The following is an 8,568-nucleotide window of genomic DNA, read 5'->3' as shown; positions in this document are numbered from 1 at the left end:
CGGGGCGGCTCGGGCGGCGGTGGTCCGCGCCGGGCCGGGGGAGGCGTCCGCCGGATCGTGGAGCAGGCGCGCCGTACCTGGGACCGGCCGCTCACCGCGTACTACCTGATCATCGGAAGCGGTCTGCTGATCACCGTGCTCGGCCTGGTGATGGTCTACTCCGCCTCGATCATCTACGCGCTCCAGTTCTCGCTGCCCGCCTCGTACTTCTTCCGCAAGCAGCTCCTCGCCGCCGTCATCGGCGGCTGTCTGCTGCTGGTCGCCTCCCGGATGCCCATCAAGCTGCACCGCGCGCTCGCCTACCCGCTGCTGGTGGGCTCGGCCTTCCTGATGATCCTCGTCCAGGTCCCCGGGATAGGTCTCGCGGTCAACGGCAACCAGAACTGGATCTCCCTGGGCGGGCCGTTCCAGCTCCAGCCCAGCGAGTTCGGCAAGCTCGCGCTGATCCTCTGGGGCGCCGACCTGCTCGCGCGCAAGCAGGACAAGGGCCTGCTGACGCAGTGGAAGCACCTTCTTGTGCCGTTCGTCCCTGTCACCTTCATGCTGCTCGGACTGATCATGCTCGGCGGCGACCTGGGTACGGCGATCATCCTCACCGCGATCCTCTTCGGCCTGCTCTGGCTGGCTGGCGCGCCCACCCGGCTCTTCGCCGGGGTGCTCGCCGTCGCCGGGGTGGTCGGCTTCCTGCTCATCACCACCAACCCGAACCGGCTCTCGCGGTTCTCCTGCATCGGCGCGATCGACCTCGGACCCGACGGCCAGTGCTTCCAGGCCGTGCACGGGATCTATGCTCTGGCGTCCGGCGGACTGTTCGGTTCCGGGCTCGGCGCGAGTGTGGAAAAATGGGGTCAACTTCCCGAACCTCACACCGACTTCATTTTCGCCGTCACAGGGGAGGAACTGGGCCTGGCGGGGACGCTGTCGGTGCTCGCCCTCTTCGCGGCTCTAGGCTATGCGGGTATCCGCGTGGCCGGACGCACGGAGGACCCCTTCGTGAGGTACGCGGCGGGAGGTGTGACCACCTGGATCACGGCACAGGCCGTGATCAACATCGGTGCTGTGCTCGGTCTGCTGCCGATCGCGGGGGTCCCGCTCCCGCTGTTCTCCTACGGAGGGTCGGCGCTGCTGCCGACGATGTTCGCCGTCGGGCTGATGATCGCTTTCGCCCGGGAGGACCCTGCGGCGAAGGCGGCCCTGGCCATGCGTAGGCCCAGGGCGAGATGGAAGACGATGAGACGGCGCGGCAAGAAGCGACCGTCCGGAGAGCGGTGAATTTCGGTGCATGTCGTACTCGCCGGCGGGGGGACCGCCGGCCACATCGAGCCGGCGCTCGCCCTCGCGGACGCCCTGCGGAGGCAGGACCCCACCGTGGGGATCACGGCCCTCGGCACGGAGCGCGGGCTTGAGACCAGGCTCGTACCCGAGCGCGGGTACGAGCTGGGGCTGATCCCCGCCGTACCGCTGCCGCGCAGACCCACCCCGGAGCTGATCACCGTCCCCGGCCGGCTGCGCGGCACCATCAAGGCCGCCGAGCAGATCCTGGAGCGTACGAAGGCCGACTGCGTCGTGGGCTTCGGCGGCTATGTGGCGCTGCCCGGCTACCTCGCGGCCAAGCGGCTCGGGGTGCCGATCATCGTCCACGAGGCCAATGCCAGGCCCGGCCTCGCCAACAAGATCGGCTCGCGCTACGCGGCGGCCGTCGCGGTGTCCACGCCCGACAGCAAGCTGCGGGGCGCGCGGTACATCGGCATCCCGCTGCGCCGGACCATCGCAGTGCTGGACCGCGCCAAGGTACGTCCCGAGGCGCGCGCGGCCTTCGGGCTGGACCCCAACCTGCCGACGCTGCTCGTCTCCGGCGGCTCGCAGGGCGCACGCCGGCTCAACGAGGTGGTGCAGCAGATCGCGCCGGTGCTTCAACGCTCCGGAATCCAGGTCCTGCACGTGGTCGGACCCAAGAACGAAATGCCACATGTGGACAACATGCCCGGTATGCCGCCCTATATCCCGGTACCGTATGTGGACCGGATGGACCTCGCGTATGCGGCGGCGGACATGATGCTCTGCCGCGCCGGCGCGATGACCGTCGCCGAACTGTCCGCCGTCGGGCTGCCCGCCGCCTACGTCCCGTTGCCGATCGGCAACGGCGAACAGCGGCTGAACGCCCAGCCGGTGGTGAAGGCGGGCGGCGGACTGCTGGTCGACGACGCGGAACTGACGCCCGAGTGGGTGCAGACCCAGGTGCTCCCGGTGCTCGCCGATCCGCACCGGCTGTACGAGATGTCGCGCGCGGCCTCCGAGTTCGGCCGCCGGGATGCAGATGATCTGCTTGTCGGCATGGTCTACGAGGCGATCGCCGCGCGCCGCCGGGCGTAGCCGGGAGGCCGCCGTACCGAGGAGAGGCAGGGAGCATGGCCGGACCGACCACCGCCGAGCGTGGCGCGCCAGCGCGGTCGAGGTCCGGCCGCTCCGGAGGGCCGGGCGAGCGCCGTACGGGCTTCCGGTTTCCAGGCGGACGCCATGCGTTGATCGTACTGATCGCCGTTGTCTTTCTTCTCATTGGCGGAATCTGGGTGCTTTACGGCTCGAACTGGCTACGGGCCGAACAGGTGAGTACTTCGGGCACCGAGGTACTCACGCCCGGTCAAGTGGAGTCAGCGGCAGGGGTTCCGCTCGGATCGCCGCTGATTTCCGTCGACACGGACGCGGTGGCCGCCCGGGTTCTGCGGAAGCTGCCACGGGTCGACTCGATCAATGTCAGCCGTTCCTGGCCGCACGGGATCCGGCTGAAAGTGATCGAGCGAAAGCCCGTTCTGCTGATCGAAAAGGACTCAAAGTTCATCGAAGTGGACGCGAAAGGGGTTCGTTTCGACACCGTGGGGAAGGCGCCCACGAGTGTGCCGCTGCTGCGACTGACGGTGGCTCACTCCACGGTGCCGAGCCGTTTCACGACGGACCGTCTGGTGCGCGAAGCGGTGGCGGTACGGCGGGCACTGCCCGGCGAAGTCGCCAAGGACACCAAGGCCGTACAGGTCCGGTCGTACGATGCGATCTCACTGCTGCTGCGCGACGGCCGTACGGTGATGTGGGGAAGCGGAGAAGACGGCGCGGCCAAGGCGCGTGCGCTCACCGCCCTCATGAAAGCGGCTCCCCAGGCGGGGCGCTTCGACGTGAGTGCGCCCACCGCGCCTGCGGTGTCGGCGAGTTGACGCGTATCCGCGCTGGCCACCACCCTGGTTGGTCAGCGCTATGGGTGATCACATAGGGTGAAAAGAAAAACGGGAGGTTCGGCGTGTTCGTTGAACGTGCGCCACTTGTCGACTTAGTGTCCTGTTCGGAAGAGTCCAAGAAGCGGACACACTGGTAACCCTAAACTTCAACGTTAGGGTTTGGGTCGGCGTTTCGGACCGTCCCATCGGCATCAGTCGTCGCAGCGCCACAACAGCGCGGCGACGACACGTAACTCGAGGCGAGAGGCCTTCGACGTGGCAGCACCGCAGAACTACCTCGCAGTCATCAAGGTCATCGGTGTCGGCGGCGGTGGTGTCAATGCCATCAACCGAATGATCGAGGTCGGTCTCAAGGGCGTCGAGTTCATCGCGATCAACACTGACGCGCAAGCCCTGTTGATGAGCGACGCCGACGTCAAGCTCGACGTCGGCCGTGAACTCACCCGGGGCCTCGGCGCCGGCGCCAACCCGGCAGTCGGTCGCAAGGCGGCAGAGGACCACCGCGAGGAGATCGAGGAGGTCCTCAAGGGGGCCGACATGGTCTTCGTCACCGCCGGTGAGGGCGGCGGCACCGGCACCGGCGGCGCACCCGTCGTCGCCAACATCGCGCGCTCGCTCGGCGCTCTCACGATCGGTGTGGTCACCCGGCCGTTCACCTTCGAGGGCCGCCGCCGCGCGAACCAGGCGGAGGACGGCATCGCCGAACTCCGTGAAGAGGTCGACACCCTCATCGTCATCCCCAACGACCGGCTGCTGTCCATCTCGGACCGCCAGGTCAGCGTGCTCGACGCGTTCAAGTCCGCGGACCAGGTGCTGCTGTCGGGTGTTCAGGGCATCACCGATCTGATCACCACACCGGGCCTGATCAACCTCGACTTCGCCGACGTCAAGTCCGTGATGTCGGAGGCAGGCTCGGCGCTCATGGGTATCGGCTCGGCCAGGGGCGACGACCGCGCCGTGGCCGCCGCCGAGATGGCGATCTCCTCGCCCCTGCTCGAAGCGTCCATCGACGGCGCCCGTGGCGTCCTGCTCTCCATCTCCGGCGGCAGCGATCTCGGTCTCTTCGAGATCAACGAGGCCGCGCAGCTCGTCAGCGAGGCGGCGCACCCCGAGGCCAACATCATCTTCGGCGCCGTCATCGACGACGCCCTGGGCGACGAGGTACGGGTCACCGTCATCGCGGCCGGATTCGACGGCGGACAGCCGCCGACCCGGCGCGAGACCGTGCTGGGCGCCTCCGGCAAGCGCGACGAGCAGTCGGCTCCCTCGCGTTCCTCGGACGGCGGCCGTTCCAGCGGGCTCGGCACCGTACCGCCGCGCGAGGACAGCCAGAGCCAGGCCGAGCCGGTGTCGGCCGTACACGAGAAGCAGCTTCCCCCGGTCAACACCCCGCAGGTTCCGCCGGCCCGTCCGTACCAGGACAGCCAGGCCGAAGAGCTGGATGTCCCGGACTTCTTGAAGTGATACGTACGCGGGAAGAAGTGAGTTCGACGAGCGGCGCGCATTTCGCCTTCACCGACAGGTGGGGCGGGGTGAGCGCCGCTCCGTACGATCAGCTCAACCTCGGCGGCGCGGTCGGTGACGACCCCGCCGCCGTTCTCCGCAACCGGGACATCGCGGCCGGCGCCCTGGGGCTCGACCCCGGCCTTGTCGTCTGGATGAACCAGGTGCACGGCCGGGATGTGGCCGTCGTCGAAGGACCGTGGACGACCGGGGAGATCCCGGCGGTCGACGCGCTGGTCACCGCGCGGCGCGGCCTCGCGCTCGCCGTACTCACCGCCGACTGCACGCCCGTTCTGCTCGCCGACCCGGTCGCCGGGGTGGTCGCGGGGGCGCACGCGGGGCGTCCGGGCATGCTCGCCGGGGTGGTACCGGCCGCCGTCGAGGCGATGATCGCGCTCGGCGCACAACCTTCCAGGATCACCGCCCGCACCGGTCCGGCCGTCTGCGGACGCTGTTACGAGGTACCCGCCGCGATGCGCGCCGACGTCGCCGCCGTCGTGCCCGAGGCCTGGGCGGAGACGAGCTGGGGCACTCCGGCCGTCGATGTCACCGCCGGGGTGCTGGCCCAGCTCGACGCACTCGGGGTCACCGACCGGCGCGCGTCCACGGTCTGCACGCTCGAATCACACGATCATTATTCGTACCGGCGCGACCGCACCACCGGACGGCTCGCCGCTTATGTCTGGCTGGACTGATACCGCATGACGGACCGTAGGACCGAACTCGCCGGGAATCTGGCGACGGTCGAGCACCGCATCGCGTCGGCCTGCGCCTCCGCCGGCCGGCGGCGCCAGGACGTGACCTTGATCGTCGTCACCAAGACCTACCCCGTGAGTGACATCCGACTCCTCCATGAACTGGGGGTGCGTCAAGTCGCCGAGAACCGGGACCAGGAGGCCGCGCCCAAGGCGGCCGAGTGCGAGGATTTGTCGTTGACATGGCACTTCGTGGGGCAATTGCAGACGAACAAAGTCCGTTCCGTAGCCAGTTACGCCGATGTCGTGCAGGCTGTCGATCGGCCGAAACTCGTCTCCGCACTCTCCGCGGCCGCGGTTCGCACGGAGCGTGAACTCGGCTGTCTGATCCAGGTCGCACTGGATGCCGAGTCCGGCGGACGCGGTGCGCGGGGCGGCGTGGCACCCGACGGAATCGAGGAGTTGGCCACCGCGGTGGCCGGCGCCCCAGGACTGCGGCTCGACGGTCTGATGACCGTGGCGCCGCTGGCCGGACCGTACGCGGGACGGCAACAGGCGGCGTTCGAGCGTCTGCTGGAATTCTCATCCCGCCTACGCGCGGACCATCCTGCTGCGAACATGGTCTCAGCAGGGATGAGTGCGGACCTCGAACAAGCCGTCATGGCCGGAGCGACACATGTACGCGTCGGTACGGCGGTACTCGGAGACCGACCTCGGCTCGGGTAACGTCGCGAAGCAAGTCGGACCACAGCAGAAAATATGGTCATTTCCGCTGAGAGGCGGACAGGCCGAGTGGATCGCGGGTACTTGGTGACGAGGCCGATCCACCACAGAGCGGAGGACTCAGAGAATGGCCGGCGCGATGCGCAAGATGGCGGTCTACCTCGGCCTCGTGGAGGACGATGGGTACGACGGCCGGGGTTTTGACCCCGATGACGACTTCGAACCCGAGCCGGAGCCCGAGCGGGAACACCGGCGGCACCAGCCTGTGCACCAGGAGCGTGAAGAGCCGGTGCGCATGGTCCAACCACCCGCGCAGCGTGAGCGCGAGCCGGCACCACTAACGGCAGAAAGCGGACGTCCGGCGCGAATCGCTCCCGTGGCATCCATCACACCTGAACGTCCGAGCCTGGAGAAGAACGCACCGGTGATCATGCCCAAGGTCGTGTCCGAGCGGGAGCCCTACCGCATCACCACGCTGCACCCGCGGACCTACAACGAGGCCCGTACCATCGGGGAACACTTCCGCGAGGGCACTCCGGTCATCATGAATCTCACAGAGATGGACGACACGGACGCGAAGCGACTTGTCGACTTTGCCGCGGGACTTGTCTTCGGTCTCCATGGCAGCATTGAGCGCGTGACTCAGAAGGTCTTCCTGTTGTCGCCTGCTAACGTCGATGTCACGGCGGAGGACAAGGCCCGCATCGCAGAGGGCGGATTCTTCAACCAGAGCTGAGAGAAGACACCGGGAACGGCCCGGCCGTGAGGCCGGAGCCGGATGGAGCCAGGGGAGAGGGAAGCGCGGGATGAGCGTAGCGCTGGAGGTGATCAGGTACGTGCTGGTGGTCTTCCTCGTCGTCCTGATCATCCGGCTGGTGATGAATTACGTCTTCCAGTTCGCCCGCTCATGGCAGCCCGGCAAGGCGATGATGGTCGTTCTCGAGGGCACCTACACTGTCACCGATCCACCGCTCAAGCTTCTGCGGCGGGTCATCCCGCCGTTGCGTCTCGGGGGCGTGGCACTCGACCTGTCCTTCTTCATTCTGATGATCATCGTTTACATCTTGCTCCAAATCGTCGGCTCCTTCGCGAGCGGCGTGTGAACGATACGGTCCTGCCGACTGCCGACGACTACGTAGAGGTGAAGAAGAGATGCCGTTGACCCCCGAGGACGTGCGGAACAAGCAGTTCACGACCGTCCGCCTCCGAGAAGGCTATGACGAGGATGAGGTCGATGCTTTTCTCGATGAGGTCGAGGCCGAACTGACGCGCCTGCTTCGCGAGAACGAGGATCTGCGCGCCAAGCTGGCCGCCGCGACGCGAGCCGCCGCGCAGAACCAACAGCAGCAAGGCATGCGAAAGCCGCCTGAACAGCAAGATCGCCCAGGCCCCGTGCCCGCCGCCATATCAGGACCGCCGGTCCAGCAGCAGCCCCCGCAGATGGGTCCGCCCCAACTGCCCGGTGGTGCGCCGCAGCTTCCCGCGGGCCCCAGCGGACACGGCCAGCAGCAGGGACACGGTCCGGGACCCCAGGGCCAGCACGGTCCTGGCCCGCAGGGTCAGCACGGCCCCGGTCCGCAGGGCCAGCACGGCCCCGGACCCATGCAGCAGGGCGGCCCGATGCAGGGCGGTCCCATGCAGGGTGGCCCGATGGGCCAGGGCGGTCCGATGCAGGGCGGTCCGATGGGCCAGGGCGGCCCGATGCAGGGCGGACCCATGGGCCAGGGCGGCCCGATGGGCCAGAACGGTCCGATGGGTGGACCGATGGGCGGCCCCATGGGCGGTCACGGTCCGCAGATGCCGCAGCCCGGTCAGGGCCCCGGCGGCGACAGCGCCGCACGTGTGCTCTCGCTCGCCCAGCAGACCGCCGACCAGGCGATCGCCGAGGCGCGCTCCGAGGCCAACAAGATCGTCGGTGAGGCACGCAGCCGCGCCGAGGGTCTGGAACGCGACGCCCGCGCCAAGGCGGACGCGCTGGAGCGGGACGCGCAGGAGAAGCACCGCGTCGCGATGGGCTCGCTGGAGTCCGCGCGGGCGACGCTGGAGCGCAAGGTCGAAGACCTGCGCGGCTTCGAGCGCGAGTACCGCACCAGGCTGAAGTCGTACCTGGAGAGCCAGCTCCGTCAGCTCGAGACGCAGGCCGACGACTCCCTGGCCCCGCCGCGTACCCCGGCGGCGGCATCGCTGCCGCCGTCCCCCTCGATGGCTCCGGCCGGCGCGGGCGCGATGGGTGGCCACACGATGGGCGGGAACCCGTCCATGGGCGGCAACCCCTCCATGGGGAACCACGGCGGCCCGTCGAACGGTGTCTCGTACGGCGGCGGCCAGCAGCAGATGTCCCCGGCGATGACCCAGCCGATGGCACCGGTACGGCCGCAGGCGCCGCAGCCGATGCAGCAGGCGCCTTCGCCGATGNGGGG

General features: G+C 68.6%; 9 protein-coding genes. All 9 read left to right on the top strand.

The features are described 5' to 3' along the window. On the top strand, positions 1–1,272 hold a 1,272-nt coding region (ftsW, locus tag QR77_RS08830; RefSeq protein WP_052489556.1), incomplete at its 5' end, for a putative lipid II flippase FtsW. Between the two features lie 6 nt (positions 1,273–1,278). Continuing rightward, complete coding sequence (gene murG / locus QR77_RS08825) at positions 1,279–2,373, top strand: undecaprenyldiphospho-muramoylpentapeptide beta-N-acetylglucosaminyltransferase (protein WP_040020769.1); 1,095 nt, start codon at positions 1,279–1,281, stop codon at positions 2,371–2,373. A gap of 35 nt (positions 2,374–2,408) precedes the next feature. Beyond that, entirely contained in the window at positions 2,409–3,206 is a 798-nt protein-coding gene (locus tag QR77_RS08820; RefSeq protein ID WP_040020767.1) for an FtsQ-type POTRA domain-containing protein, read from the top strand. Between the two features lie 276 nt (positions 3,207–3,482). Beyond that, positions 3,483–4,691: a cell division protein FtsZ gene (gene ftsZ / locus QR77_RS08815; RefSeq protein WP_040020765.1), complete on the top strand. Its 1,209-nt coding sequence runs from the start codon at positions 3,483–3,485 to the stop codon at positions 4,689–4,691. Positions 4,692–4,708: 17 nt separating this feature from the next. Then, on the top strand, positions 4,709–5,425 hold the full coding sequence (gene pgeF, locus QR77_RS08810) for a peptidoglycan editing factor PgeF (RefSeq protein WP_040020763.1): 717 nt from the start codon (positions 4,709–4,711) through the stop codon (positions 5,423–5,425). Between the two features lie 6 nt (positions 5,426–5,431). Continuing rightward, entirely contained in the window at positions 5,432–6,151 is a 720-nt protein-coding gene (locus QR77_RS08805; protein ID WP_040020761.1) for a YggS family pyridoxal phosphate-dependent enzyme, read from the top strand. 124 nt (positions 6,152–6,275) lie between these two features. Beyond that, on the top strand, positions 6,276–6,884 hold the full coding sequence (locus QR77_RS08800) for a cell division protein SepF (RefSeq protein ID WP_040020759.1): 609 nt from the start codon (positions 6,276–6,278) through the stop codon (positions 6,882–6,884). Between the two features lie 70 nt (positions 6,885–6,954). Further along, complete coding sequence (locus QR77_RS08795; RefSeq protein WP_040020757.1) at positions 6,955–7,251, top strand: YggT family protein; 297 nt, start codon at positions 6,955–6,957, stop codon at positions 7,249–7,251. Positions 7,252–7,300: 49 nt separating this feature from the next. Beyond that, positions 7,301–8,568 (top strand): DivIVA domain-containing protein (locus QR77_RS08790; protein ID WP_040027561.1); only part of this gene is annotated, 1,268 nt, incomplete at its 3' end.

This window comes from Streptomyces sp. 150FB, assembly GCF_000818195.1.
Classification (GTDB): Bacteria; Actinomycetota; Actinomycetes; order Streptomycetales; family Streptomycetaceae; genus Streptomyces.
Note: the sequence above shows the minus strand (reverse complement) of the source record. Positions and strands in the feature narration are given on the sequence as shown.

Coding starts and splice junctions, on each gene's coding strand:
- QR77_RS08800 (WP_040020759.1), top strand. CDS start 6,276: ATGGCCGGCGCGATGCGCAAGATGGCGGTCTACCTCGGCCTCGTGGAG.
- QR77_RS08805 (WP_040020761.1), top strand. CDS start 5,432: ATGACGGACCGTAGGACCGAACTCGCCGGGAATCTGGCGACGGTCGAG.
- QR77_RS08820 (WP_040020767.1), top strand. CDS start 2,409: ATGGCCGGACCGACCACCGCCGAGCGTGGCGCGCCAGCGCGGTCGAGG.
- QR77_RS08795 (WP_040020757.1), top strand. CDS start 6,955: ATGAGCGTAGCGCTGGAGGTGATCAGGTACGTGCTGGTGGTCTTCCTC.